The organism is Streptomyces sp. NPDC001770, assembly GCF_053596135.1.
Window position 1 is genome coordinate 427,727 of sequence record NZ_JBSFFN010000001.1, and the last position, 21,867, is coordinate 449,593.

Annotated in this window: 26 protein-coding genes; 10 read left to right on the plus strand and 16 right to left on the minus strand. The window is 71.2% G+C overall.

Annotation, left to right across the window (positions count from 1 at the left end; all coding sequences use genetic code 11):
• Positions 1-147: 147 nt before the first annotated feature.
• Together ACWCSV_RS01870 and ACWCSV_RS01875 are read right to left on the minus strand one after the other, a co-directional pair.
• A complete protein-coding gene (locus ACWCSV_RS01870; RefSeq protein ID WP_451137887.1) occupies positions 148-1,119 on the minus strand; it encodes an ABC transporter substrate-binding protein in 972 nt (323 codons plus the stop codon).
• 202 nt (positions 1,120-1,321) lie between these two features.
• Positions 1,322-1,807, minus strand: a complete 486-nt coding sequence (locus tag ACWCSV_RS01875) for a GNAT family N-acetyltransferase (RefSeq protein ID WP_451137888.1) — start codon at positions 1,805-1,807, stop codon at positions 1,322-1,324.
• 151 nt (positions 1,808-1,958) lie between these two features.
• Between ACWCSV_RS01875 and ACWCSV_RS01880 the strand changes: the two genes are divergently transcribed.
• Positions 1,959-2,510 carry a cysteine hydrolase family protein gene (locus ACWCSV_RS01880; RefSeq protein ID WP_451137889.1) on the plus strand — a complete coding sequence of 184 codons (552 nt, stop codon included), beginning with the start codon at positions 1,959-1,961 and terminating at the stop codon, positions 2,508-2,510.
• A gap of 95 nt (positions 2,511-2,605) precedes the next feature.
• Here the strand turns inward: ACWCSV_RS01880 and ACWCSV_RS01885 are convergent, their stop codons facing one another.
• From ACWCSV_RS01885 to ACWCSV_RS01940, 12 genes are all read right to left on the minus strand, one after another.
• The gene (locus ACWCSV_RS01885; RefSeq protein ID WP_451137890.1) at positions 2,606-3,016 is read right to left on the minus strand and encodes a PLDc N-terminal domain-containing protein; all 411 of its coding nucleotides are present in this window, start codon (positions 3,014-3,016) and stop codon (positions 2,606-2,608) included.
• Positions 3,017-3,181: 165 nt separating this feature from the next.
• On the minus strand, positions 3,182-5,425 hold the full coding sequence (locus ACWCSV_RS01890) for an RNA repair domain-containing protein (protein WP_451137891.1): 2,244 nt from the start codon (positions 5,423-5,425) through the stop codon (positions 3,182-3,184).
• Positions 5,425-7,122, minus strand: a complete 1,698-nt coding sequence (locus tag ACWCSV_RS01895; RefSeq protein WP_451137892.1) for an RNA ligase family protein — start codon at positions 7,120-7,122, stop codon at positions 5,425-5,427. Before ACWCSV_RS01895 ends, ACWCSV_RS01890 begins: the two co-directional genes overlap by 1 nt.
• Before the next feature lie 496 nt (positions 7,123-7,618).
• The gene (locus tag ACWCSV_RS01900; protein WP_451137893.1) at positions 7,619-8,836 is read right to left on the minus strand and encodes a hypothetical protein; all 1,218 of its coding nucleotides are present in this window, start codon (positions 8,834-8,836) and stop codon (positions 7,619-7,621) included.
• 541 nt (positions 8,837-9,377) lie between these two features.
• Positions 9,378-9,854 carry a GNAT family N-acetyltransferase gene (locus tag ACWCSV_RS01905; protein ID WP_451137894.1) on the minus strand — a complete coding sequence of 159 codons (477 nt, stop codon included), beginning with the start codon at positions 9,852-9,854 and terminating at the stop codon, positions 9,378-9,380.
• A gap of 11 nt (positions 9,855-9,865) precedes the next feature.
• Entirely contained in the window at positions 9,866-10,768 is a 903-nt protein-coding gene (locus ACWCSV_RS01910) for a protein kinase domain-containing protein (protein WP_451137895.1), read from the minus strand.
• Entirely contained in the window at positions 10,666-11,388 is a 723-nt protein-coding gene (locus tag ACWCSV_RS01915; protein ID WP_451137896.1) for a DUF6875 domain-containing protein, read from the minus strand. Before ACWCSV_RS01915 ends, ACWCSV_RS01910 begins: the two co-directional genes overlap by 103 nt.
• The gene (locus ACWCSV_RS01920) at positions 11,385-11,789 is read right to left on the minus strand and encodes a hypothetical protein (RefSeq protein ID WP_451137897.1); all 405 of its coding nucleotides are present in this window, start codon (positions 11,787-11,789) and stop codon (positions 11,385-11,387) included. The genes ACWCSV_RS01915 and ACWCSV_RS01920 overlap by 4 nt, the downstream gene beginning before the upstream one ends.
• A gap of 203 nt (positions 11,790-11,992) precedes the next feature.
• Positions 11,993-12,841: a helix-turn-helix domain-containing protein gene (locus tag ACWCSV_RS01925; RefSeq protein WP_451137898.1), complete on the minus strand. Its 849-nt coding sequence runs from the start codon at positions 12,839-12,841 to the stop codon at positions 11,993-11,995.
• A gap of 16 nt (positions 12,842-12,857) precedes the next feature.
• Entirely contained in the window at positions 12,858-13,403 is a 546-nt protein-coding gene (locus tag ACWCSV_RS01930; RefSeq protein WP_451137899.1) for a DUF6879 family protein, read from the minus strand.
• Positions 13,360-13,659, minus strand: coding sequence for a hypothetical protein (locus ACWCSV_RS01935; protein WP_451137979.1), 300 nt, complete (start codon positions 13,657-13,659; stop codon positions 13,360-13,362). The genes ACWCSV_RS01930 and ACWCSV_RS01935 overlap by 44 nt, the downstream gene beginning before the upstream one ends.
• Positions 13,660-13,867: 208 nt before the next feature.
• Positions 13,868-14,287, minus strand: coding sequence for an ATP-binding protein (locus ACWCSV_RS01940; RefSeq protein ID WP_451137900.1), 420 nt, complete (start codon positions 14,285-14,287; stop codon positions 13,868-13,870).
• A 148-nt stretch (positions 14,288-14,435) separates the two neighbouring features.
• Here ACWCSV_RS01940 and ACWCSV_RS01945 point away from each other — a divergent pair, with 148 nt between their 5' ends.
• The 3 genes from ACWCSV_RS01945 to ACWCSV_RS01955 are packed head-to-tail and all read left to right on the plus strand — an operon-like array spanning position 14,436 to position 15,744.
• Positions 14,436-15,314, plus strand: a complete 879-nt coding sequence (locus ACWCSV_RS01945; RefSeq protein ID WP_451137901.1) for a helix-turn-helix domain-containing protein — start codon at positions 14,436-14,438, stop codon at positions 15,312-15,314.
• Entirely contained in the window at positions 15,311-15,541 is a 231-nt protein-coding gene (locus ACWCSV_RS01950; RefSeq protein ID WP_451137902.1) for a DUF397 domain-containing protein, read from the plus strand. The genes ACWCSV_RS01945 and ACWCSV_RS01950 overlap by 4 nt, the downstream gene beginning before the upstream one ends.
• On the plus strand, positions 15,538-15,744 hold the full coding sequence (locus tag ACWCSV_RS01955; RefSeq protein WP_451137903.1) for a DUF397 domain-containing protein: 207 nt from the start codon (positions 15,538-15,540) through the stop codon (positions 15,742-15,744). The genes ACWCSV_RS01950 and ACWCSV_RS01955 overlap by 4 nt, the downstream gene beginning before the upstream one ends.
• Before the next feature lie 97 nt (positions 15,745-15,841).
• On the opposite strand, the gene ACWCSV_RS01960 is transcribed toward ACWCSV_RS01955, so the two are convergent.
• Positions 15,842-16,603 (minus strand): DeoR/GlpR family DNA-binding transcription regulator, encoded by a 762-nt coding sequence (locus tag ACWCSV_RS01960; RefSeq protein ID WP_451137904.1) that lies wholly within the window; start codon positions 16,601-16,603, stop codon positions 15,842-15,844.
• Between the two features lie 60 nt (positions 16,604-16,663).
• Between ACWCSV_RS01960 and ACWCSV_RS01965 the strand changes: the two genes are divergently transcribed.
• From ACWCSV_RS01965 to ACWCSV_RS01985, 5 genes are all read left to right on the plus strand, one after another.
• Positions 16,664-17,047 carry a DUF4406 domain-containing protein gene (locus ACWCSV_RS01965; RefSeq protein ID WP_451137980.1) on the plus strand — a complete coding sequence of 128 codons (384 nt, stop codon included), beginning with the start codon at positions 16,664-16,666 and terminating at the stop codon, positions 17,045-17,047.
• Positions 17,044-17,772: an NUDIX domain-containing protein gene (locus ACWCSV_RS01970; protein WP_451137905.1), complete on the plus strand. Its 729-nt coding sequence runs from the start codon at positions 17,044-17,046 to the stop codon at positions 17,770-17,772. The genes ACWCSV_RS01965 and ACWCSV_RS01970 overlap by 4 nt, the downstream gene beginning before the upstream one ends.
• Before the next feature lie 101 nt (positions 17,773-17,873).
• Positions 17,874-18,398 (plus strand): hypothetical protein, encoded by a 525-nt coding sequence (locus ACWCSV_RS01975; protein ID WP_450774621.1) that lies wholly within the window; start codon positions 17,874-17,876, stop codon positions 18,396-18,398.
• Between the two features lie 79 nt (positions 18,399-18,477).
• Positions 18,478-18,777 (plus strand): hypothetical protein, encoded by a 300-nt coding sequence (locus tag ACWCSV_RS01980; RefSeq protein WP_451137906.1) that lies wholly within the window; start codon positions 18,478-18,480, stop codon positions 18,775-18,777.
• Positions 18,774-19,451 carry a hypothetical protein gene (locus ACWCSV_RS01985; protein WP_451137907.1) on the plus strand — a complete coding sequence of 226 codons (678 nt, stop codon included), beginning with the start codon at positions 18,774-18,776 and terminating at the stop codon, positions 19,449-19,451. The genes ACWCSV_RS01980 and ACWCSV_RS01985 overlap by 4 nt, the downstream gene beginning before the upstream one ends.
• A 150-nt stretch (positions 19,452-19,601) precedes the next feature.
• Here ACWCSV_RS01985 and ACWCSV_RS01990 read toward each other — a convergent pair whose 3' ends face one another.
• Positions 19,602-20,429, minus strand: a complete 828-nt coding sequence (locus tag ACWCSV_RS01990) for a pyrroline-5-carboxylate reductase family protein (RefSeq protein WP_451137908.1) — start codon at positions 20,427-20,429, stop codon at positions 19,602-19,604.
• Between the two features lie 1,129 nt (positions 20,430-21,558).
• Here ACWCSV_RS01990 and rpsJ point away from each other — a divergent pair.
• Entirely contained in the window at positions 21,559-21,867 is a 309-nt protein-coding gene (gene rpsJ / locus ACWCSV_RS01995; protein WP_003948644.1) for a 30S ribosomal protein S10, read from the plus strand.

A 21,867-nucleotide genomic window follows, 5' to 3' on the forward strand; every position in this document is an offset into this window, starting at 1 on the left:
TTGGGAGTCTGACCTGGTTGCTCCTCACTGAGCACAGAGAAGGGCCCCGTCCCGCCGCGCTAGCGGTGGGACGGGGCCCTTCTTTTTTGCGTGCTGTCCCGTGCTGTCCCGTGCTGTCCCGTGCTGCCCGGCGGGCGGGGGACCGCGTTACCGCCGGGCCGCCAGGGCTGCCGCGCCTATCCTCGGGGCCAGTTCCGCCACCGCCCATTCGACGCTGTGCGGGGTCGGTTCGGCGAGGGCCTGGGCGAGGGCGGGGTCGAGCGGGATGTACCGGCCTTCGGTGACGGCCGGCATCTTCCGGAAGGCGGGGGTCTTCTCCAGGATCGCGAGGTCGTCCGTCGTACCGGTGGCGAAGACGATGTCGGTGTCCGCCTGGCCGACGTCGGCGTAGTCGAGGTAGGCGCGGGCCGGGTCGCCGGCGTCGGGCAGCAGGGCGATGAGCTCGTTCAGCTTGATCCCGAGCCTGCGCAGCACGCGCGTGGAGGTGTCCTCGCGCGATTTCACCGCGCCGACCCCGTGGGGCATGGGGGAGATCAGCAGGCTGAAGCGGGTTCCGGACATGGCGGGGTAGGCGGCGCGGGCGTCGAGGGCGGTCTGTTCGGCGGCGCTGATCAGCTGGGCGCCCTGGTCCTTGACGCCGAGCGCCTTGGCGATGAGGCGGGTGCTCGTCTGCCAGGGGTCGGCGTCGGGACCCTTGACGTAGTGGACGACGGGCGCGATGGCGGAGAGCTTCGCGTACACGGGGTCGAGGGTGCGGTCCCTGGTCGCCAGGATCACGTCGGGTTTGTACGAGGCGACCTCGGCGACCACGTCGCCGCCGGCCGGGAGCAGGTGGGGCTGCTTGCCGGAGAGCGCCTTCTTCGTCCAGGGCGTGATGCCGCCGGGTATTCCCTCGTCGGCGGTGGGCATGGCCGTCGGCTTGAAGCCGAGGGAGAGCGCGATGTCGGCGCTGGCGCTGTCGAGCGCGACGACCCTGCGCGGCTTGCCCTTGATCTGCGCGGTGCCGAGTTTGCCCTCCACCGAGACGGAGGGGGTGGTTCCGTCGGCCGTGCAGGCGGTGGCCAGCAGCAGGGCGGAGGCTGCGCCGACGAGTGCACCGGTCCGGATGCGGGTGTTCATGCTTCTCCTTGACTCGCTCCCCGCGACAGTAGCCCGATTCGTACGCACGTACGTGCCTGGAATCTGTGATTCCGGTTGACCGGATCACCGGGGCGGGCGGCGCGGGCGACGGGAGCCTGCCCATGATCCGGGCGGGTCCATCCGCGCGACCGCACCCGGACCGGAGGCGCCCCGCGCACCGGAGCGCCCAGGGCGGTACGCCTCAGTCGGTGACGGCCGCCGAGGCGTTACGGACCGGCCGTCGGACCATGTACACGTCGATCGGGTCCTGGCTCTCCTCGACGAAGCCGTGCCGCTCGTACAGCGGGCGGGCGGCGCTGCCCTGGACGACGATCAGCCGGACCTCCGCGCCCGCTTCGTCGGCGCGGGTGAGCAGTGAGCGGAGGACGGCGGTGCCTATGCCGCGCCCCTGGACCTCGGGGGCGATGTAGAAGTTCTCCAGCCAGCGGCCGCGCTCGATGGGGCGCAGGGTCACGCTTCCGGCGAAGGCTCCGTCGACCTCGATGACCGAGGTGTGCTCGGGCGCCCAGGCGTCGCGCAGCCGCTGGCGTACCCGGCGGTCGTCGTACCGCCCGAGGCGCTCCAGGTCCGGCCGCATGGCCTCGGCGCGCAGGTCCGCGATGGTCTCCAGGTCGCCGGGGAGTGCGGGGCGCAGGGCCCAGGCGACGGCGGTGGTGCTGTTGTTCATCCGGCAAGTATGTAGTGCCGCGACCGGCACCCCTGCGGGGAGTTGAGGAAAGGGGCGCAGTACCGTCGCCCCGACGAGCAGCCGTCGGACCTGCTGCCCCTCGGTGGCTCTCGTCGGCCCCCGTTGGCTCCCGTACGAGAGAAGGAACCCGATGTCCGAGCGCGCGGCCCTGCTGATCATGGACGTCCAGAAGCTCATCGTCGAGCGGCTTGCCGGGCCGGATTACCTGGACCGGGTGGAGGAGGCCGTCGAGCACGCCCGGGGCGAGGGGATGCGGGTGATCCACGTGACGGTCGGGTTCCGTCCCGGGGCTCCCGAGATCCACCCGCGGAACAAGATGTTCGCCGGCCTGGCCGGGCGCCAGGCGGCGCCCGCGGGCGTGGACCCCAACCCGATCCACCCCCGGGTGGAGCCCCGCCCGGAGGACATCGTGGTCGTCAAGCGGCGGGTGAGCGCCTTCGCGGGCAGCGACCTCGACATGGTGCTGCGGGCCGGCGGCACCGAGCACCTGGTCCTCGCCGGTATCGCCACCAGCGGGGTGGTGCTGTCGACCGTGCGCCAGGCCGCCGACCTCGACTACCGGCTCACCGTTCTCTCGGACGCCTGCGCGGACGGCGACCCGGAGGTGCACCAGGTCCTGACGGAGAAGGTGTTCCCGAGGCAGGCCGAGGTCGTCACGGTCGCGGAGTGGGCCAGGGGCTGAGCTGACCCCAGCGCCGCGCCGCGCCGGGCCCGGTTCCGCATGAACCCCGCGTCGGGGAGGTAACCGGGCCCGCCGGTGGTGCTGTGCGGCGGCCGTCAGCCGATGATCTTCGCCTTGGCCCGCTCGAACTCCTCGTCCGAGATGTCGCCCCGCGCCCGCACCTCGGAGAGCTTGGACAGCTGCTCGGCAGGGGTGGCGGAGCCGCCCGCCGTCTCGCGGATGTACGTCTCGAAGGCGTGCTGCTGGTCCTTCGCGTGCTTGTGCTCGCGGCGGCCCATGCCCCTGCCCCGGGCGATGACGTACGCGAAGACGCCGATGTAGGGCAGCACGATGACGATGAGGAGCCAGGCGGTCTTGGCGAGGCCGCTCATGTCGTCGTCGCGGAAGATGTCGGCGATGATCCGGAAGAGGAGCACCAGCCACAGGACCCAGATGAAGACCCACATCGCGGTCCAGAAGGCGCCGAGGACCGGATAGTCGTAGGCCAGGTACACACCGTTGCTCATCGTTTTCTCCTGTCGGGCCGTAGCAGCGCCACTCCCCCCGGGAGCATCCATCCTGCGTCCGGTCGGCGAAGTCGGCCACGCGAGCGGGAGACGGCGGCCTGCGCGCCTCGGCCCGGTGGGGACGGAGGCGGGCCTCGGCCCGGGGGAGCGGGCGGTCCGCGTGGCTCAGCCCAGCCGCGGTGGCGCCGCTTGCCGGCTCACCCGGGCGCCGGGCAGCCCGCGCAGGATCTCCGCGCCGATCTCCGTGAGGCGCCGCGCGTCCGGGGGAGTGGCGCCGAGCCCGACGGCGTACCGGACGTACCCCGGGTCCGCGCCCCCGGCGACCGGGCGCGGCCAGGCGTGGGCGTCGGGGGAGCCGGACCGGGCGAGGGCGTCGAGGAGCGCCAGGAGCCGCCCACGGAAGCGGCCCTCGTCCGCGCCCTCGCGGACGGAGACCAGCGCCCAGGCGGTGTGGCGCAGGTGGAGCGGCGGCGGGGCGCAGAGCCGGGCGTACGGGACCGGCTCGGCGTCCGCCACCGCGTCCAGCACCTCCCACGCCCGGAACAGCTCCTCGGCGAGCAGGTCCCGGCCGGCCGCCGACACCTGCGTGGAACAGGAGCGTACGGGGGCGGTCGGCGTCAGGATCGTGATGGCGTCACCGGTACGGGGGGCCTCGGGGCCGTCCGCGTACGCCACCGGCCGGGCCCAGTCCCACTCCGCCCACTGCGCGAAGAACCGCCGCAGCAGCGCCGTACGCGTCGGCCTGGCCGTCCCCGCCGTGCCGGCCGCGCGGGCCGCTTCCGCCGCGTGGGCCGTCCGGACCGCGAGCACCGTCCACGCGAGGCCCGGCAGCCCGCCGCTCGGGGCCGAGTCGAGCCCGCGCGCCCGCGCCCACGCCTTCACGTCGTGGGCCAGCCCGGTGAACGCCTGGCGGTACGGGGCCGTCGCCGCGCACACCGCCTCCGCGTCGCTCACCGCGCTCAGCGCGACGGCCGCCGCGGCGCCCAGCTCCTCGCGCCGCTCGACCGCTTCGGCAGGGGGCACCTTGTCCGGGACGACCGTCACCAGGTCCACCGGTACGCCGTCGAGGACGAAACGCAGTCCGGGCACCCGGGCCCCGACCACCTCCCGCACGTCCTCGGCGTCCGGCAGCCGACGACCCAGCGCCCGGGCGCCGACCGGGGCGGGCAGCGCCGCCACCAGGTCCACATCCGCGCCGGGCAGCGCACCGCCGGTCCGCCGCGAACCGACGAGGTGCACGCTCCCGCCGGGCAGCGCCTCCGCCACCCGGTGGAGGACCGACTCGCCTGCGCGGGCGGGTGCTTCGGCACCGGCCGGGGCCAGTTCGACGCGTACGCCGAAGTGGTCCGAGGCGTACAGCCCGGTCGCGTCCGGCTCGGTGCCCACCAGCCCGGCCGCCACCGGGCCGAGCCGCCCCAGGCGGTGGAGGACCCGGTCCAGCCGTGAGACGCGGCCGGTGAGCGAGCCCACGGCGGCCAGCGGGTTCACCGAGGGGTCGAAGGTGGGGGTCCGGTCGTCCGGGCCGTGGACGGTCGTCCAGGCGTCCGTCAGGCCGAGCCGGGACTGCGGGTTCGCACCGCCGTCGTTGAAGTCCCCGACCACCAGGAGGTCTCCCGCCAGGTCCGCCAACCCCATTGCCAGGGCGGCTAGTTCACGGTCGCGGCGGGCCGCTCCCTCGGGGGAGTGGTCGCTGCTGAGGTGGGTCACCGCGACGGTGACGGGCCCGTCCGCCGTCTCCACGACGACCGCCGCGACCGCCTTGTGCCGTCCCAGCGGATGCCACCCGGCCTCGCGTACCGGCAGCCGGCTGAGCAGCAGCAGCCCGCAGTCGGCGACCTCCCGCCCGTCGAGGGCGGCCCCGAACGCGTACTCCTCCCGGACCCACGCACTGCCCGCCAGCAGGTCCAGCAGTGCCGGTTCGGCCTCCTGGAGGGCGATGACGTCCGCGTCGGCGGCCCGCAGCGCGTCGAGCAGGAGCGGGCGGCGGCGGTCGGTGGCGATGTGCTCGGAGTCGTACCGGTCCCAGAGCGTGTTCCACGTCAGCACGGTCAACCCGGCCGCAGGGAGGGTGGGTTCGGCCCGAGGTGGTGCGGGTGCCCACGCCCGGCCGTCGAACTTGTGCGGGGTCCGGGCGGCGAAGTACGGCGACGGCAGCAACCGAGCCTCGCGCACCCGCCCGGCCTCCGCCGTGTCCACCCGGTCCAGGCCGGAGGCGCGGTCCCACACCGTCTCGCCGTCCGCCTCGAAGAAGAGCACCCGGTGCCAGGGAATCTCCCCGCCCGGCGTGAAACGCGGCAACGGCACCCGCTTCGGCTCCCGGCCGCGCTGCGCCACCCCGATCGTGAACCGCGCCGGATCGAAGCGGGCGTCCCACCGGATCCGGTGGTAGATCTCGTCGCTCGTCCGCATCAGGCCCTCGCCTCCACCGTCCCGCTCGTGCCCAGGTACCAGGTCCGGTGCGCCTCGCCGGGGTAGGGCGGGACGTACCGCCGCAGCTGCGCCTCCTGCACCCGCGGCGGCACGGGGTGGGTACGGCGGGTGTTGCGGCGGGCCAGCTCCTCCGCGCCCACCACCGCCACCACGTGCGTGACCATCGCGTCCCGGCGCGCGGCGGCGGCGTGCAGCAACGCGCGCTGTCTCGGGGTGAGCGAGGTGGCGTCCCAGACCGTCGTCGTACGGGGCTCCAGCGCCCGGTCCAGCCGGTCCAGCGCCTCCCGCAGCACCTCGGCGTTGGCGCTCTGGTCGGCCCGGTCGCCGCGCGCCTCGCGCAGGTCGTCGAGGGCGATGCGGGTGGTGACGCCGGGCAGTTCGCGGGCGTACGTGCTCTTCCCGCTCCCGGACGGCCCGCACATCAGCACCAGGCGCGGGAAGTCGCCGGACCGCAGCCGCCAGGTCGCGGCGACCGCCTCCTCGGCGGTCGAGATCCGCCCCAGCGCGTACGCCTCGCGGGCCTCGGCCCGGCAGCGGTCGGCCGCGTCCGGCTCCAGCCCGTCGAACACCTCGCGCAGCCCGGCGGGTTCGTGGACCTCCTCGGCGTGGAGCGCGGACCACTCGACGTACCCGCGCGCCTCGTCCGTGGGGGCGGTCGCGGCCGCGAGCGCGTGCAGGGCCGGCAGGTCGGCCGCCCAGGACATGCGGGTCAGCCCGGTCCGGCGCCCCTCGTCCGGGTACGGGCGGTGCAGCGAACGGTGGAGCCCCACCAGATCGGCGACCCGCACGGCCGACGCCAGCCCGACGACCGGGGCCAGCCGGGGCGCGACCGAGGTCCGGCGGTCGCGGTGCAGCAGCCCCGCGAGGACTCCGGCCAGCCGCTCGTCGCCGAAGAGCGCGGAGCCGTCGGCGCCCGTGCTGTCGCCCATGGCGCGGGCCGTGCGGGCGTCGGGCGCGGTTGACGTGTCCATCGGGGGGAGCGCCTCGCACAGGGCGTCCGCGTCGACCGCGCCGCCTGAGCGTACGTTCCACAGGGCGGCGGACGGGCCCAGCGCGTTCGGGACGACCCCCGCGTGCATCCAGTGGGTGTCCGTCGTGACATGTCCCGGCCGCACCCACTTGGCGACGACCCGCCCGAACTCGTCGGCCCCGAAGGCGGCTGCGGGCCGTACGACGTAACCCTCCTGGCGCCCGGTGTCGAGCGCCAGTCTCCGCAGCGCCTTCTCCGCCCGTGCGTCGAACACCCCGCGCCAGAGCACCGGCGGTACGGGGATGCCGAGGCCGCGCAGGAACGCGGTGGTGCGGTCCCAGTCGAGGCAGCGGTCGCCGTCGTCGCCGTTCCAGACGGAGAAGCCGTAGAAGAAGCTGTCCAGCCGGTCGTACGGGATCGAGTGCCGCGCGAACATGTTCTCGCCGCACACCCGCCACCCCGCCGGTATGCCGGAACCGATCCGCCCCTGGAGCGCCTTCACCCACCCCCGCGAGGGGTGGTGCGCGGAGTCCAGCGAGCGGGCGTGCAGCCCGTCCGCGTAGAGCGTGGTGTTCTCGCCGTCGAGCTTCTCCGTCACGACGACCTCGCGCCCGGCGAGCGCCGCCAGGTCCACCACCCGCACGTCGTCGGAGGTGGCGCCCGGCGACCAGGGGAGGTGCGGGGTGCGCGGATACGGCGTACGCATGCGGTCGGGCCCCCGGTCTGATGGAAAAGCGACCGTCACTCTACGCAGCGGCGGGGCGGGGCGGCGACGGGATTTCGTAGGGGTGATGCAGGACGGTGGAGCCGCCGGACCACATCGATCCCGCTGCACGAGGGAGCCGTGGGTGTCACTCCCTGTTCGCGCGGGACTTCGGTGAACCCCCACCGCCTCGGTATCGCGGCGCTGGAGGTGTTCGACAGGTCGTGCGCGATCTCCACGTACTCCACTTCCGGCAAGGTGAACATCTCGGCGACCAGGGCCGAAGACTCCTCGATCAACGTGAACACCCCGGCGAAATCGCTCTGGCCCCCGCCAGCGGCGCGGGACGAAGTCTCCGCACTCGATGACGTGCCTCGGTCGGTCCATGGCGGTCATGCTGGTCCGTGGAAATCTCCGCCGCAGCGGGTTACGGAGGAGGAAGGGTGGGGCCGTCTGCCCAGCCCGGCGGGCGGGCGGCGGCAGCATCCGGGGCCGGGGCTCACGGGTGTCCCGCGCTGCCTGTGCTCCCCGCGCCGTCCGTGCTCCCCGCGCAGTCCGTACTTTCCGCGCAGTCCGTGCGGCAGTCGCGGCAGCGGCCCGGGTCTGGGGAGCGGAACGCCCGGTCGCAGCTGTCGCAGTTCTGCAGGGGCGTGACGGCGGGCTTACGGGGCGCCTCTCGGCGGCCGTGGGGGTGGCCGGGACCGCGATCGGCGGGGAGCGGCGGGGGCAGGAGGTCGATCAGTCGGCGGCCGACGAACTTGACCGGGTACTTCACAACCTTGGGCAGCTCGTCGAGGAGCGCCCGGTACAGGGTGTCCAGCTCCACTCCGCGTTCCAGCCAGACGCCGACGGACGGCGCGAGCTTCGCCACGTCCTTCTCGCTGAGCTTCAGCCGCTCGTCCCTGCCCCGCAGCCCACTGAGCAGCGCGACGGCGGTGGCGTGCCGCTCCAGCTCGGCGGCCGAGGGTGCGGGCGGCTGAACGGGCCGGGAGAGGGAGGCGCGGATGGTCGAGGCGTCGGGTGCGGCGACGGTGGTATCGGGGGCGGCAACTTCGGCTTCGGGTACGGCAGGCAGCGCGGGTACGGCAGGCGGGGCGGGTACGGCGTCGGGCGGCGGCGGAGCCTCGGCCGGGGCAGGCGGCGGAGCCTCGGCGGGCACCTCGGCAGCAGGCGCTTCCGTAGCGGTCATCCCCGGCTCCCACAGCTCCCGCAGCGCGTCGGCCGCCCTGCACATCTCCCGTACGGGACGATGCTGCGCACCGCGCCGTCCGTGCGCGGCCCGGGTGCCGTGGCGCTGGGCAGGGGCCGGGGCGCCCGCCCGCTGACGGGGAACGGAGGCGGACTTCCGCCCGAGTGCCGTCCGGGTGGACGCCTTCCGCTCGGACGCCTTGAGCTCGGCCAGGGCCTTCCGGGACGCGCGGTCCTGGTAGGCGGCGTCGGGGTGGTTGTACGCGATCGTCCGCGTCATGAACCGGCCCTCGCCGACCCGGTCCCGGGGGCGGTCCAGGTACCCGCACCGCTCCAGCTCCCGCATGGCCCGTGCGATGGTCTCGGCGCCTTCCTGGAAGCGCTCGGCGAGCGCCTTGATGCCCACCCGTCGGCCGGGTGGCAGCGACTGGATGTGGACCGAGATGCCGATCGCGACGAGGGAGAGCTCGGGGTGCTGCGCCAGGTGGTTGCCGACCACCACGAACTCGCTGGTGAGCGGGACGGTCACGTGTGAAAGTCCGGTGGTCCGGGTGCGACTGCGGTCGATGACCACTGTCTGGGCGCGCGGGTGCGCGCTAACCTCATGGGTATCCATTGGGAAGCGTCGTTCTTCCTGGTTGGTCAGGCCCTCGATCGGGATGCCAGTCCCGGCGGGGGCCGTCCTATGTCTGGTGCGGGGCGGATGCCCCTGTTGCTGGGGGGAGCATATGCCTGCCAACCAGGCGAAACTCCAGCCGAGTTGCCGAAACTCACCCGTCCGGGTGAGGACACGCCGAGGACGGTGGACCGGCCCTCGAACCGGCCGGTGGGGGAGGGGGGTTGGTTTGGTTCTTTCTCAAGTTCTTTCAAGCTTTTGGAGTCCCGAAGCGCCGTGTCCCTGCTCTCCAGGACACGGAAAACGGGGTCCCGTCGCACCGGGTCCCGGCAGGCAGGACCCGGTGCGACGGGACCCGTGAGTGGCGCGGTCGGCGCGTGTGGGCTTGCTCGATCCCGAGCGAGTTTCGTGAACCGGCCGCCCGTCACGGCGGAGTCGCACGCGTTCTGCTACCTCAGATGCTGTCGCGCTGCTGGGCGTACACCTCGTGCGGCGCGGTACTTCCATCCCTCGCGCGTCGGGTGCACACGCCGACGTGGATGAACCCGGCCTTGGTCAGGACGCGTCCGGAGGCAGGGTCGTCGGGGTGATGCATGGCTTCCAGCCGATTCAGCCCGGCGGTGGTGAACGCGACAGCGACGACCTGCCGGGCGGCATGGGTGGCGTAACCGTTGCCCCAGGTGTCCTCGCGGAGGATGTAACTGAGGGTGCCCGTGGACGGGGATCGTCGGCGTAGGGCGATCAGGCCGATCAGCTCTTCCTCGTTGAGGATGCCCCAACTCCACTGAGCGCGAGGACGTTCGGTGGCTCTCTCGAGGGCGGCGCGGATCTTTTCGCGGGCCTGGTCGAGAGTGAGGACCCTGCCGGTGGTGTGTCGGACGGAGGCGCCGCTATAGATGCGGGTGAGTCCGGGGGCGTCTTCGACGCTCATGGGCCGCAGGGTCACCACGCGGCGGTCAGCTCCTTCGCGGTCGGGCGGTCGGTGGGATCGGGTGCCAGGCACGCGGCGATGGCATCCTCGAACTCGGGGAACAGCCACGGCCGGACGCCGGAGAATGCGGTGGTGGTGCCTTTGGCGATGACCGCGAGCTTCTCGATCCGGTCGGTGGTGTCGTCGTAGGCGACGGGCCGGTGGCCGGTCCAGGACCAGAACAGGGAGGCGCCCAGGCTCCAGATGTCGGCGGCCGGCTGCGCTTGGATGTGAGTCTCGGAGGGGGTGTCGAGAATCGCGGCGGCGATCTCGGGGGCAGTGGTGTGGGTGAGCGCGCCACGGTAAGGCAGGCGGGGCGGCCCGACGGGACCGCAGGCGAGGGCGTAGTCGATGACCGTGGTGCGGCCGTCGTCGGCGACGAGGGTGTTGGTGGGCTGGACGTCGCCGTGGGCCCATCCTGCGGTGTGCATTCGGGCAAGGTGTTCCGCCCAGGTACGGGCGATGCCCAAGAGCCAGGGGCGGACCGAGGCGTGGTCTCCTTCGGGGCTGCGGGCGGGGGCGAGGGCTCGCCACAGGGGTGCGCCGTCGATCCAGTCGACGGCCAGCCACCTTCCGCCGTCGAAGGTGCCGGCATCGATGCGATAGCCGGGATCGAGGGCGCCGGCTGTGGTCAGGCGCAGGAGGTGGTTGTCCTCCTGCGCCATCTCGGTCGCCCTTGCATCGGAGTTGTTGCTGTCGGGGTTGTTGGCCTTCAACGCGACCGTCCCCAGGAGCCCTCGGACTCGCCAGGCCCGCGAGCCGCGCCGGTCGGTCAGGAGCTGGATCGAGGTGGGATCGCCGATGTGGTCGATTCGGCCGATGTGCCCGGTAAGGATGTCGATTGCCTCGCCGGGGGGAGGAACTGGCAGGACCATGTGCGGATCTCCTTCCACAGGGTGGGGACGCTCTCGAAGACGTCGCGGCCATCGTCAGCGGCCGTCGAGAGAGCGGCGGCCAGATCCGGGGTCGCGTGAAGGAAGCGCGGGTCTCGGTGGCGTACAGCGGCCCTCACAGGGAGGAACGAGGCGGGGGCGGGAGGGACTCGCGCACCGCTCGCGGTGAACTCCTCCTCGCCCGCGTAGAACTTGCCGAACATGACCCCGACGGGCCCGTACAGGTTCTTCAGTACCCAGTGCGGCCAGGCCATCAGCTCGCGGTGCAAGGTGCCGGGCACCTTGCCCAGTAGGACGACGTTCTCGCACCGCAGCAGCCCGTTCGGCCGGTTCAGTAGAGGCCGCAGCCTTTCCGCAGCCTCCGCACCTGCGTGGAACAGCTCCGCCTGGACCCCCTCGGCGTCGGCGTCACCGGCTACGCGGTAGACGGTCCAAGTCGTCAGGCCCCGTTCGAGCGAGGGCGCGAGGTAGGGGCAGTGCTCGGTCATCCGACGGATGTAGTCGCCGATGTCCACGGTCGTCGGGCGGGTGCTGCCGGCCTCGATGAGGCGCAGCGCCCCGGCGGTGGGCCGGAGCGCTGCGGTGGAGCGGGAATTGGTCACCGGTGGTTGGTCTGCGGCCGGTCGGGTGCGACCTCGTCGGCATCCCCGCCCGTCGGGGCGCAGTCCCACTCGGCGACCACGGTGCCGGTGGCCCTGTAGTGGGCGAGCGTGTCCTGATTCACGTGGCCGTCGGCATCGGTGAACCAGATCTCCGGCAACGGTCCATATGCCTCCTCGTAGGCGCTCACCCAGGAGATCGGGCCGTGGCCGCTGTTTGAGACGTGGCCGATCGACTGGCCGGCGGTCTCCTGGCAGAAGGCCTCGTACGTGGAGGTGCCGAGCAGGTCGTGCCAGGCCGCGTCCACGGCCGGGGAGAACATCTCGGGTGCCGACAGGCCGTCCTTGAAGCGTCGGCCGGTGATGGTCAGGAATCGGCGCAATTCGGTGCTTGCGGTGCTCATAGTGGTGCCCCTCTCGGTGTCGAGTGGTGCCCGCCCGGTCCGGAAGGTCCAAGGCGCGGTGCCGTACATCGCGCACTCGGGAGTCATGGACCCGCCGGGAGCGCGCATGGGTGCCGCCTTTCCGCCCGGCGGTCCGTTGGTGCGTACGACGCTACGCATCGGCGATCCGCGCCCTCAACGAAGTTGCGGGCAATTGCGGAGATTCACTCCAGGGCGTTGATCGCGTCCTGGATCAGGGCACGCGCTGGATCGCCGTACACGGCCATCTTTGCGAGGCCGGCGAACGCCCGTGCATAGTCAGCGATCTCGCGAGGCTGCGTGACCTTGATCTCCGCCGTAAGCGTCTCCACCACGGCCTGGGCGTCGTCGTGAAGGTAGAACGCCTCCAGCGGCCACACGGCGCGCTGCACGGTGAACGGGATGATGCCCAGTGAGACGGAGGCAAGTGGCATAACCGCCAGGAGATGGCGCAGCTGACCGCGCATGGCGTCAGGGCCGGCGGTGCGGTAGCGCAGGACCGACTCTTCCATCAGTACGACGTACCGGTGACCGCCCTCGTAGAGGAAGCGGGAACGGGCGATGCGGGCAGCGACGGCTTCGGTGATGTCGTTCGGAGTGCCCTGGAAGGCGGTGATTCGCTCCATGAGGGCGGTTGCGAAGCCAGGGGTCTGGAAGAACCCGGGTGGAACGTTGGAGACGTAGACCCTGCAGATGCGGGTGCGCTCGTGCAGGGTGTTCCAGTGTTGTTGGACACCGCGCATGCCGCCTTGGTGCAGGCGACGCCACTCCACGTACATGGAGTCGACGGCTCGGGCGGTGGCGATGAGATCGTCGGCCTGGTCGTCGGCGCCACACGCCGCGCACCACATGCGGATGTCGGCGTCGGAGGGTGGAACGTCGCCCTTCTGGATGCGGGTGCTCTTCGAGGGGTGCCAGCCGCACCGGGCGGAGAGTTCCTTCCCGGTGAGACCGGCATCCCTGCGGAGATGCTGCAACCCCACGGCAAGCGCCTCACGGGCTGCTTGCGCACTGGATGAAGGAGAGGCGGGCACGGAGAACTCAGGAACCCTAGACGGTGTACTTCTCGTGAGGGATTCCGCGCTCCCACACTGCCTCGAAGGCGGTCGCACACAGCGCCGTCGCGGCGGGGTCGTCGGTGCGTTCCTTGCCGTCCGTCGCCCAGTCACCGCTGCCGGTGAAGTGGTGGAACTGCACGAGCCTCCCGTCCAGGAGCCAGAAGTCGTTGCCGGGCAGGGCAATGTCGGATGCGAGGCGGCGTGGCAACCAGCGCACCTCCTCTCCGGCCTGCAAGTTGAGGGGGGTGATGGCGTGTTCGTATCGGATGTAGTCAGTGACCGGTTCGGAGACGATCCGTGCCCTCCGCATCAGGACGCCGCGGGCGACCGCGTCGTTGACAAGAGGCGTCCACTGCGGCCAGAAGGAGCGGGTGGGGTCCAGGTTCGGAACACCGGTGCGCAGAAAGGTCTCGAAGTCCTCTCGCTCGTCACCGATCGCGTACACGTCGCGCATCTCCAGGTGAACCGCCGTGCGGCGAGTATCGGCGAGTAGCTCAGCGAACGTCGCGGTGCTCAGCGTCTGCGCGTTCAGCGGCATCGCATGCCTCCCTCAGAATCGGCACCATGCGGGCCGGAATACGGATCAGCCGCTCGTGCGTGGGGATACCCGTCTTGTGGCCGGCCACCCATTGGGTGGAACCGACGATGCCCTTGAGGAGGCTGTCGGCTTCCTCGCCCTGAAGGACCAGGTCCGCACTCTCTTCCTCTACCCATACCGTCGGCGAACCTTCCCCGCCGGTGTTCGGGTCGATCCCGACGAACCGTAACGCCCTCGCGTGCTCCCTACGAGTCAGTTGCGCACAGTTGCGCAACGACGGTCCCGCGCAGCGGTGTCGACGTCAAGGGCCTCTCGTGGGGCGCCGACGCAGCCGACTGCCGCGTGCTGCTGCCAAAACTTCCGGTGCCACATGCCATGCCCACCGAACTAGGACACGCATGACCGGGCCCCGCACTTCCGGGGCCCGGTCTTCGATCGCTTGACGAGGCGGGCGGGGCGAGGAGTCAGGACCCGGCGAGCGTCACCTCCGCCCACACCGTCTTACGGGGAAACGGCCCGTGCTCCACACCCCAGCGCGCGGACAACGCCTCCACGAGCGCCAGCCCCCGCCCCGATTCGGAGTCCGGCCCGGAGACCCGTACACGCGGCAACCGGTCCCGGCGCGTGTCGACCACCTCGATACGGAGCGTGTCCCCCGAGAGGATGAGCCCGAGGCGGAAGTCGCGCCCCTCGACGTACCCGTGCACCACGGCGTTCGCGGCCAGCTCGGCCACCACCAGCGCGGGCGTGTCCGTCGGCAGCCCCCATGAACGCAGCTGCTCCGTCGCCCGCAGCCGGGCCAGCCGGGCGCCCTGACGGGTGGCGGAAAGCTGAAGCGTGAACGTCCCTGAGGCAGCGCGCGGTTGAGTGATTTCTCGATTCACGTCACTCAGCGTGGCCGCAGGTCACTACGCTGAGAAGTGCCGACGCGGGTACGGACGGTGACTGTCCAGTCGTGGCCCTCCCCTGTCCACTCCGTACGTACGGCACCGCGCATGCCTGAGCAACGGGTCGAGAAGGCGGGGAACTCCGATGCAGGAGGAAGACGGCAGGGACGGTACGGCGGACGGGCTGGACGAACCGGACGTCGGCGATTTCGGCCTGGAGGACGACTCCGGCGCGGTGATCGCCGCCGTGGGCAGGCAGATCCGCCTCTGGCGGGAGGCGGCCGGCATGCGCGCCGCGGACCTCGGCCGGGCCATCGGGTACGGCGAGAACCAGGTCTACAAGGTCGAATCCGGCAAGCGCATCCCCAAACCGGAGTTCCTGGACAGGACGGACGAAGTCCTGGGCGCGGGAGGCAGGATCGCCGCGATGAAGCAGGACGTGGCGGAGGCGAGGTACCCGAAGAAGGTCCGGGACATGGCTCGGCTGGAAGCGGATGCGGTGGAGATGGGTGCGTACACGCACCAGACGCTGCACGCGCTACTCCAGACACATGAGTACGCCAAGGCATTGTTCGGGACCCGCCGACCGCTGTATTCCGCTGATGTCATCGAGAGGGCTGTGGCGGCCAGGACTGCTCGACAGAAGGTCATCAAGAGATCGGAGACCGTACCGGTCTTCAGTTTCGTCCAGGACGAGGCGACACTCCGCCGCCCGCTCGGCGGCAAGGAGGTTCAGCGAAGGCAGCTTGAGCGCCTTCTCGAACTGGGGCAGCTGCGCAACGTGGAGATCCAGGTGATGCCAACTGACCTGGAGGACCACGCAGGGCTGATGGGGGGATTCCGTATCATCCGGCTTCGAGGCGGTACTACCTTGGGATACGCGGAAGTTCAGCACCTTTCGATGCTGATCACCGAGCCTCGTGAAGTGCAGATGCTGGAGATGCAGTACGGGAGTATCCGGGCGCAGGCTCTCACGCCGAGGGAGTCACTGGCCTTCATCGAGAAACTGCTGGGAGAGACATGAGTATCCAGTCCACGGCTGGAGAAGCCTCGGATTTGACGTGGTTCAAGAGCAGCTACAGCAGCAGTGACGCCAACTCCGACTGCCTGGAGGTCGCAACTGCCGTCTCCGCTGTCCACGTACGCGACTCCAAGAACGTTTCGGGTCCGCAGCTCGGCCTCCGGTCGTCATCCTGGACTGCCTTCGTGGCTTTCGCCGCCGGAAGTTGTCTACCGCTGGGAGCGGCATGACCACCGAGCCCGCAGCCGGATGTGCATCGGACCTGGTGTGGTCCAAAAGTAGCCACAGTACGAACGATGGTCCTTCTTGCGTCGAGGTCGCGACGGTGACCTTTGCCGTCCACGTACGCGATTCCAAGACGGCCCCCGGTCCGCAGCTCGCCTTCCGGCCGGCCGCCTGGACCGCGTTCCTCGGGTTCGCGGCCGGGAGCTGACAACCGCAGGCAGGGGCGCGGGCGGGTACGGGGCGGTGGTGCACCTCAGCGGGTATGGCGGCCCCGGAGCGCCCCGGCCCCGACCCACCGCCAACCGTCACCCGGCCGCCAGGATCTCCACCCCGATCTCCGTCACGAGCTGCTCGATCACCGCGTTGCCAGGATCGGCGTCGGTGATCAGCCCGGTGACCCGCTCCCACGGGAGGACGCGGAACTGCGAGGCGGTGCCGATCTTCTCGGAGGACGCCAGGACGTACGTGTCCGCGGCCCGCGCCGAGAGGGCGCGCTTCATCGCCGCCTCCTCGGCGTCCCCGGTGGTCAGTCCCGCTTCGGGGTGCACGCCGGTGACGCCGAGCAGGCAGAGGTCGGCGGAGACGTTCTGCGCGGCCTCCACCGCCGCCGCGCCGCAGGTCACCGCCGAGTGCTTGAAGACCCGGCCCCCGAGCAGGAAGAGCTCTGCCTTCGGGTGGTCGAGCAGGGCCACGGCGATCGTCGGGCTGTGCGTGATCACGGTGCAGGCGAGATCCGTCGGGAGCGCGCGGGCGACGGCGAGGGCCGTGGTTCCGCCGTCGAGGATCAGTGAGCCGCCCGGCCGGACCAGGCCTGCGGCGACCCAGGCGACCTTCGCCTTGCCCTCCGAAGCAACGCTCTGCCGGGCCTCGTAGTCGACCACCGCCGGGGACACGGGCAACGCACCGCCGTAGACCCGCTGGCACAGCCCCTGGGCCGCGAGGTCGCGCAGGTCGCGCCGCACGCTGTCCTCGGAGATCCCCAGTTCGGCGGCGACGTCCTTGGCGACGATCTTGCCCTCGCGGGCGAGCAGACCGAGCAGATGGGCGTGTCGTTCAGCAGCCAGCATGCGTACTCTCTCCTGTTCTTGCATGTTTCTGCATGTAGTGTAGCCGTCATGACCAGCACGATGACCGAAAAGCCCATGCTCGTCCTGATCGCCGGTCCCTACCGCTCCGGTACCGACGGCGACCCGCAGGCCATGGCCGACAACCTCGCCCGCCTCGAAGCCGCCGCCTGGCCGGTCTTCGCCGCCGGGCACGTCCCCGTCATCGGCGAGTGGATCGCCCTGCCCGTACTGCGCTCCGCCGGCGCCGGTCCCACCGACCCGCTGGCGGACGAGGTCCTCTACCCGACCGCCCACCGCCTGCTCGCGCACTGCGACGCCGTACTCCGGCTGCCCGGGGAGTCCGCCGGTGCCGACCAGGACGTCGCCACCGCTCGGGGCCGTGGCCTGCCCGTCTACTTCGAGGCGGGCGAGATCCCCCGCCGTACGACGGGCGAGGCCGCATGACCGCCCGCCCCGGCATCGACATTCCCGACCACCGGGGCCGCCCCGGCATCGATCTCCCCGACCATCGGGGCCGTACCGGCCTCGACCGGGCGGGGCGCGGCCTGGACCGCAATCCTGACGTTGTGGTCCAGGCCGTCGAACTCACCTCCCGGGGCTGGCACGTCCTGCGCCGCACCACCTTCGACTACCGCCGCCGCGACGGGCGTTGGGAGACGCAGCAGCGCGAGACGTACGACCGCGGCAACGGTGCCGTCGTGCTGCCCCACGACACCGCGCGGGGCCTCGTACTCCTCACCCGGCAGTTCCGCTACCCGGCATACGTCAACGACCACCCCGACGGCATGCTCGTCGAGGCCGCAGCCGGGCTGCTCGACGAGGACGATCCGATCACCGCCGTCCGGCGCGAGGCGGCCGAAGAGCTCGGCGTCACCCTCGGCCCGCTCACGCACGTCTTCGACGCGTACATGAGCCCCGGGTCCGTCACCGAACGGCTCCACTTCTTCGCGGCCCCGTACGCGGCGGCCGACCGGACCGGGGTCGGCGGGGGAGTGGAGGAGGAGGGGGAGGACATCGAGGTCCTGGAAGTGCCCTTCACCGAAGCCCTCGCCATGACCCGGGACGGGCGCATCGCCGACGGCAAGACGATCATGCTGCTGCAATGGGCGGCGCTGGACGGGCCGTTCGCCCGGAGGTATCAGCCCCGGCAGCGGCCGGGCCAGGGGTGACCGGCGGGCGGGCAGAAACGCGGAGGGTGCGGTTCCTTTGAAGGGAAGCACACGACATCGGCTTGCTTGCGGATGAGCGTGGAGCCTGTCAGGGTCCGGGCGTGACCGTACTTCTGGGCGACAAGGACAGGTTCGCTGCTGAGGTCGGTGAGTGGGAGCACTCACTGCGCCGGGTGGACCTGTGGACGGCGGGGCAGTGGCTGACCTGCGACGACAACATGGCGCTTGTCGGGCAGTTCCGCTCCGACGTGGTGGAGACGGTGGCGTGGTTGCGCTCCGGAGCCAGCTCGCCGTTGCCGTTCGACGGCCTGTCCCCGGAAGCCACCCATCGGCGTCTCATGCACCGTGCGGGCGCTGATGACGAGACTGAAGAGGAGTACCGGCTCCGCAGCCGGTTCCGGGTCTTGAGCTGGGGGCCCACCACCGACAACGTGACCGCTCATCTCTTCGGGGACGCGGACCGCTTGGTGCTCACTCTTCAGTTCTGGCGCGAGGAGCACCTGGTCAGGCAGCCAGACCATGCGGGCAGGGTTTTCGTGGCGGAGGTCCCGACCGAGGAGTTCGTCGGGATCCTTGAGGACCTTGCGGCCGTGCTCGACGGCAGCCGGGGTCCGGGCCGGCCTTGAGCGCTGAACTGCCCGGGCACTGACGGCCTGTATTCCTGGCTGATGGGTCTCTACCGTGATGGTGGAGGAGGGCTGGTGGATGGGCTCACTGTTCGAGGAGTTGGAAGCCCGGGAGGCGGCCGCCCGCGTTCGGGTGGAAGAGCTGGAGGCAGCCATCACTGAGTTGTCCGGGAAGCTGGTGCTGGCCCGGGACGGGCTTGAGCGTCTGCGGATCACGCGGGAGACGGTCGCCGATGTGCTCGCCGAGATCACGCCGGAGGCCGAAGTCCCGGACCTGGCCGCACCGGCCGCGACTGCCTCTTCCCCGGTTGCACCACCGACGACACGCCCCGTAAGTCATAGTGGAAGCAGGGGAGTTGACCGGGGGGAGCTTTCATGATCGTGCAGGCGTACGTCGGAGCCGGGGACGTGACCACTCCGGCGATCGCAACACTGCGGGCTCGGATCTCGCAGGCGATAGACGAGACCGCGGAGGCCACCGCTCTCGAACATCTCAAGGTCTGGCTGCAGATGCCGACTGATTCCCTCATTGCGACAATGCTGGACAGGGACTGCGAGGTGCGCGCCAAGAAGGTGGGTGACCGGCTCAGTTCCGATCAGGGGAGGCATTACAACCCCGCGGATCTGGCGGTGGCGCCGGACATCGCGGTCAAGTGGGCAGGGATCGGCGAGATCCTGCACGGCGACCGCGCCGTGATCCTGAAGGGGCCGCCCGGGCACGTGGGCGGAGAGAAGAGCGTTTTCCTCGCCAAGAACGGGATCGGCTTTCACGTCATCGTGCTTCTGGCCACCGGGCAGGAGCCCGACGGAAGCCCCTTCTTTCTGGGTTTCGACCCGGACGTCAGCGCCACGACGGAATCCCGGCGGGCGTGGGGTCCTGTCGCCCTCGGCGGCAAGGGCACCGTCGCGAAGGTGTCGGCGTTCACTGACGCGAAGTGCACCGAGGTCATCAAGAACATGATCCTCGGCACGTCGCCGGACGGATTCGGCCCGCTGGTCCGCAAGTACTACGTCAAGACGACGGAGGCATTCCCCGCGGTCGTCCACGCCTGAGGGCTGTCGCGCCCGCACTCCGCCGCAGGTGAGCACGGTGCGTGCCGGTGCGCGCCGACCACCCCGTCACGGGGGCCCGGTGCGCTCCCGGGCTGAAGCCGCAGCCGCGACAGCCGCCTGCCGCCGATCGCTGTCCACCCGCCCTCTGCCCTACTCTGCCCGCTCCGCGCCCAACTCCGGCGCTGACTTGGACCGTTCGTTCCCCTCTGTAGCCCGGAACGCTGCCTCCCACGCCCCGGCGAGGCCGTCCCGGGCGGCCTCCAGCCCGGCGGCCGTGTTGCCCCCGGGTACGGCGACCCTGTCCACGACCTCCTCCAGCGAGGCGCCCTCCCCGAGCAGCCGGCTCAGGGCGTGCAGGCTCTGCGTGACGAGGGCCTCGGCCAGCTCCCTCGGCAGCGGGGCGCCCCGTACCTCCTGGGCGTCGACCATGGCCCGCGCGGCACCGGCCAGCAGGGCCGGACCGCAGGACGCGAGGTCGGTCGCTGCCCGGCCCTGGCTCTCCTCGATCACGAACGGCGTCGAGAAGGCCCGGAGCAGGGCGAGCAGGTCCTCGGTGGCCTCGGCCGACAGGTGCGGGCCGGGGACCAGCAGGGTCGCCCCGGCCCCCTTCTCGTTGCCGACGCTCGGGATCAGCTTGGCCACCGGGCCGGGGACGGCCTCCGCGAGGGTGTGGAGCGGCAGACCGTTGTTGACGCTGATCACGAGGTGCCGGGCGGTGAGCCGGGGCCGCAGCCCGGCGAGAACGGCCGGCAGGTCCGCGTTCCGTACGCACAGCACGATCACCTCCACGTGCCGGGCCAGCTCCGCCAACGGCAGGACCGTCGCGGCGGGCACGGCTTCCCGGAGCCGCGCCACACTGGCCGGGGACCGGCCCGCCGCGAACAGCGGGCCCGGCGCCACCGCCATACGGAAACCGGCCGCCAGGGTCAGCCCCATCCGGCCGAGACCCACCACGCCCACTGCTCTGTACTCGCTCATGGCGGTCAGCCTTCCAGACGTAGGGGCCACGTCTTCGGTGTCCCGGTGGGAAAGCCCGGCCGGGTCGCGGGTGGCGTCAGTCCTCCGCGAAGAGATCGCCCGCCGCGGTGGCGGTGAAGGCGCGGTCGACCCAGAACCGGAGCCGAGAACGCGGCGAGCGGGACACCCCGGGCCGCGGTCGCCACGTCCCGCACCACCGGTACGTTGTGCGGCCCCGGCACCTCGGTCGTGTCCGACCACGCACGTCGGGCGGTCGACTCCTCCTGGCAGACGACGAGGAGCACCGGGTCCAGCCGGTACTTCGCGTACGGATGGGCCAGGCAGTACGCCCAACTCCCGTGCTTGTCCGGGTCCTTCTGCTCCGGGCCTCGACCGCCGGCAGGTATCCGCCGCCGTCCGCCGTGTCCAGCCGCAGCAGGGTGTCGAGCCGCCGCTCCAACGGTTTGATCTCCGTGAGGTCGGTCGGGAGCTGCGAGACCGCCACCGGCTCGGGGAGCCGCACACCCAGGGCCCGGAAGGGGCGGGTGAAGATGCCCGGGTTCTCCTGGAAGATGCGGTGCATCGCCTCATGGGAGGAATTCACCAGGAGGCGGACGGTACGTACCGGGGCCCGCGCACGGACCCGCGCGTATCCTCGTTCCCTCACACGCGTGAAGCCCGTCACTACTGGGTTGACGTGGCCCGGAGGGGCCGGGAGGGGCCCACCGGGGCGTGCCCGCGTTTGAGCAGTCGCCCGTGGGGGGTAAGATCCTCGGCCGATTGGCCAGGCTCGCTCCCCGTGTGGCACACTGACCAGGTTGCTCGGTTGAGTGTCAATGCTGCGCGCCTCCCGCCGGGAGGACCGGAAGCGAGTCCCACAGTACTCGTCGGCCCTATAAGGGTCGGAAGTACGGGAATCTTCCGGGAAGCGTCAGTGGGGCGCCGGCCAGGCACCCGGTGGGCGTTCCGCCCCCGATCAGCTCTTCATTGAGCGCAGCGCGGCTCTTGGGCCCGCACCCCCTTGGTTGGGATCTCCTTCGGGAGATTTTCGTAGAGGGGATGCGACACGCCCGACCGCGTGGGTCGGATGCGGAGGACAGGAGAACCCCCGGGTTCCAGAGCGTTTCGAGAGACAGGACTACTAGTAGCCATGGCGGGACAGAAGATCCGCATCCGGCTCAAGGCCTACGACCACGAGGTCATCGACTCCTCGGCGAAGAAGATCGTCGAGACGGTGACCCGCACTGGTGCGTCGGTCGCGGGCCCGGTGCCGCTGCCCACTGAGAAGAACGTGTACTGCGTCATCAAGTCGCCGCACAAGTACAAGGACTCGCGCGAGCACTTCGAGATGCGCACGCACAAGCGCCTCATCGACATTCTCGACCCCACGCCGAAGACGGTTGACTCGCTTATGCGTCTCGACCTGCCGGCCGGCGTCGACATCGAGATCAAGCTCTGA

What these genes read in the sequence shown, in the direction of transcription:
- ACWCSV_RS01965 (WP_451137980.1), top strand. Translation starts at nt 16,664, where the DNA reads ATGACCGAAAAGCCCATGCTCGTCCTGATCGCCGGTCCCTACCGCTCC.
- ACWCSV_RS01945 (WP_451137901.1), top strand. Translation starts at nt 14,436, where the DNA reads ATGCAGGAGGAAGACGGCAGGGACGGTACGGCGGACGGGCTGGACGAA.
- rpsJ (WP_003948644.1), top strand. Translation starts at nt 21,559, where the DNA reads ATGGCGGGACAGAAGATCCGCATCCGGCTCAAGGCCTACGACCACGAG.
- ACWCSV_RS01920 (WP_451137897.1), bottom strand. Translation starts at nt 11,789, where the DNA reads ATGAGCACCGCAAGCACCGAATTGCGCCGATTCCTGACCATCACCGGC.
- ACWCSV_RS01880 (WP_451137889.1), top strand. Translation starts at nt 1,959, where the DNA reads ATGTCCGAGCGCGCGGCCCTGCTGATCATGGACGTCCAGAAGCTCATC.
- ACWCSV_RS01870 (WP_451137887.1), bottom strand. Translation starts at nt 1,119, where the DNA reads ATGAACACCCGCATCCGGACCGGTGCACTCGTCGGCGCAGCCTCCGCC.
- ACWCSV_RS01910 (WP_451137895.1), bottom strand. Translation starts at nt 10,768, where the DNA reads ATGGTCCTGCCAGTTCCTCCCCCCGGCGAGGCAATCGACATCCTTACC.
- ACWCSV_RS01930 (WP_451137899.1), bottom strand. Translation starts at nt 13,403, where the DNA reads ATGCCGCTGAACGCGCAGACGCTGAGCACCGCGACGTTCGCTGAGCTA.
- ACWCSV_RS01990 (WP_451137908.1), bottom strand. Translation starts at nt 20,429, where the DNA reads ATGAGCGAGTACAGAGCAGTGGGCGTGGTGGGTCTCGGCCGGATGGGG.
- ACWCSV_RS01970 (WP_451137905.1), top strand. Translation starts at nt 17,044, where the DNA reads ATGACCGCCCGCCCCGGCATCGACATTCCCGACCACCGGGGCCGCCCC.
- ACWCSV_RS01955 (WP_451137903.1), top strand. Translation starts at nt 15,538, where the DNA reads ATGACCACCGAGCCCGCAGCCGGATGTGCATCGGACCTGGTGTGGTCC.
- ACWCSV_RS01890 (WP_451137891.1), bottom strand. Translation starts at nt 5,425, where the DNA reads ATGCGGACGAGCGACGAGATCTACCACCGGATCCGGTGGGACGCCCGC.
- ACWCSV_RS01950 (WP_451137902.1), top strand. Translation starts at nt 15,311, where the DNA reads ATGAGTATCCAGTCCACGGCTGGAGAAGCCTCGGATTTGACGTGGTTC.
- ACWCSV_RS01960 (WP_451137904.1), bottom strand. Translation starts at nt 16,603, where the DNA reads ATGCTGGCTGCTGAACGACACGCCCATCTGCTCGGTCTGCTCGCCCGC.
- ACWCSV_RS01905 (WP_451137894.1), bottom strand. Translation starts at nt 9,854, where the DNA reads ATGAGCGTCGAAGACGCCCCCGGACTCACCCGCATCTATAGCGGCGCC.
- ACWCSV_RS01985 (WP_451137907.1), top strand. Translation starts at nt 18,774, where the DNA reads ATGATCGTGCAGGCGTACGTCGGAGCCGGGGACGTGACCACTCCGGCG.
- ACWCSV_RS01875 (WP_451137888.1), bottom strand. Translation starts at nt 1,807, where the DNA reads ATGAACAACAGCACCACCGCCGTCGCCTGGGCCCTGCGCCCCGCACTC.
- ACWCSV_RS01895 (WP_451137892.1), bottom strand. Translation starts at nt 7,122, where the DNA reads ATGCGTACGCCGTATCCGCGCACCCCGCACCTCCCCTGGTCGCCGGGC.
- ACWCSV_RS01885 (WP_451137890.1), bottom strand. Translation starts at nt 3,016, where the DNA reads ATGAGCAACGGTGTGTACCTGGCCTACGACTATCCGGTCCTCGGCGCC.
- ACWCSV_RS01980 (WP_451137906.1), top strand. Translation starts at nt 18,478, where the DNA reads ATGGGCTCACTGTTCGAGGAGTTGGAAGCCCGGGAGGCGGCCGCCCGC.